A 1533-nucleotide genomic window follows, 5' to 3' on the forward strand; every position below is an offset into this window, starting at 1 on the left:
CAATACCAGTGACTTAAGATCTGTTGCTGGTAGGGTGCGTGGCGGGGAGGTGCCTGGATGCCACGGCCGGGGCAGGTCAAGCCGGAGACGGATGAGCGGTTGTCGGATCGCATCGCGGTCGGGCTGCTGACGCGCTCGTTCCCGCCGGAGCTGGTGGACCGGGTGGTGGCTGAGTGCGGGAGGTCCGGGCAGCGCAACCGGCTGCTGCCGTCGCGTGTGGTGGTCTACTTCGTGCTGGCGATGTGCCTGTTTGCCGGGCAGGGCTACGAGGAGGTGGCCCGGCTGCTGACGCACGGGCTGGCCTGGGCGAAACGCTGGTCGGGTTCCTGGCATGTGCCCACCACGGCGGCGATCTCCCGGGCTCGGGCCAAGCTGGGCCCGGAGCCGCTGAAGGCCCTGTTCGATGAGGTGGCCCGGCCGTTGGCGACGGAGTCGACGCCGGGTGCCTTCTACGGCCGGTGGCGGCTGGTGGCCGTCGACGGCACCGTCTTCGACGTCCCGGACAGTGAGGAGAATGCCGCGTACTTCGGGCGTCCGAAGACGCACCGCACGCAGCGGTGCGCGTTCCCGCAGGTGCGGGCGGTGGCGCTGGCCGAGTGCGGCACCCACGCCATCACCGCCGCTGCGCTGGGCCCGCTCACGGTGTCCGAACCGGCCCTCGCCCGCGAGCTGTTCGGTCACCTCGGCGCGGGTGACCTGCTGCTGGCCGACCGTGGTTTCACCGGCCTGGAGCTGTGGCGGGCGGCCTCGGCCGACGGCGCCGATCTGCTGTGGCGGGTGAAGTCCAGCGCGGTGCTGCCGGTGCGCAAGGAGCTTCCCGACGGTTCGTACCTGTCGGACATCGTGGCGGCCAAGGACCACCGCCAACGCGCCGACCCGCAGGTGGTACGGGTGATCGAGTACACCCTCGGCGATCCCGGCCGGCCCGGGCAGGAGGCCCCCTGCCGGCTGATCACCACGATCCTCGACCACGAGGTGGCCCCCGCCCTGGAACTGGCCGCGCTCTACGGCCAGCGGTGGGAGATCGAGACCGCGCTGGATGAGCTTAAGACCCACCAGCGCGGACCGGCCGAGGTCCTGCGCTCTCGCTCACCCGGCGGCGTCGAGCAGGAAGTCTGGGCACACCTGTTGGTCCACCACGCCGTCCGCACCCTGATGCACGACACCGCCGAACACGCCGGGCTGGACCCCGACCGGCTCTCCTTCACCCGCAGCATCCGCCTCGCCCGCCGCCAGGTCACCGCGCAGGCGGCCTTTTCCCCCTGACCACCTGGCCGCGGCCCTCACCGAGGGCATCCGCGAGATAGCCGCCCGCCGGTTACCCGCCCGCCGCGCACGCCTCAATCCCCGTGTCGTCAAACGCAAGATGTCCAACTTCGGCGTCAAACGCGACGAACACCGGCACGACACCCGACGCCCCCAGCACCCCGCCGAGACACTCGCCATCGCCCCGCACTGGCGCACCGCTCCGATCAACCCACCGACCAAGGTCCCCCGCAGCTGGGACCCAATCCCTTAAGTCACTGGTATTGA

Annotated in this window: 1 protein-coding gene; it reads left to right on the forward strand. The window is 70.9% G+C overall.

The annotated features are described in order from the left end of the window. Positions 1-57: 57 nt before the first annotated feature. A complete protein-coding gene (locus RKE29_RS29805) occupies positions 58-1266 on the forward strand; it encodes an IS4 family transposase (protein ID WP_312008832.1) in 1209 nt (402 codons plus the stop codon). Positions 1267-1533: the final 267 nt, after the last annotated feature.

It is taken from the genome of Streptomyces sp. B1866 (genome assembly GCF_031932565.1).
GTDB lineage: Bacteria > Actinomycetota > Actinomycetes > Streptomycetales > Streptomycetaceae > Streptomyces.

Excerpts from the sequence above, each read along its gene's own strand:
- RKE29_RS29805 (WP_312008832.1), top strand. The coding sequence starts at position 58 with ATGCCACGGCCGGGGCAGGTCAAGCCGGAGACGGATGAGCGGTTGTCG.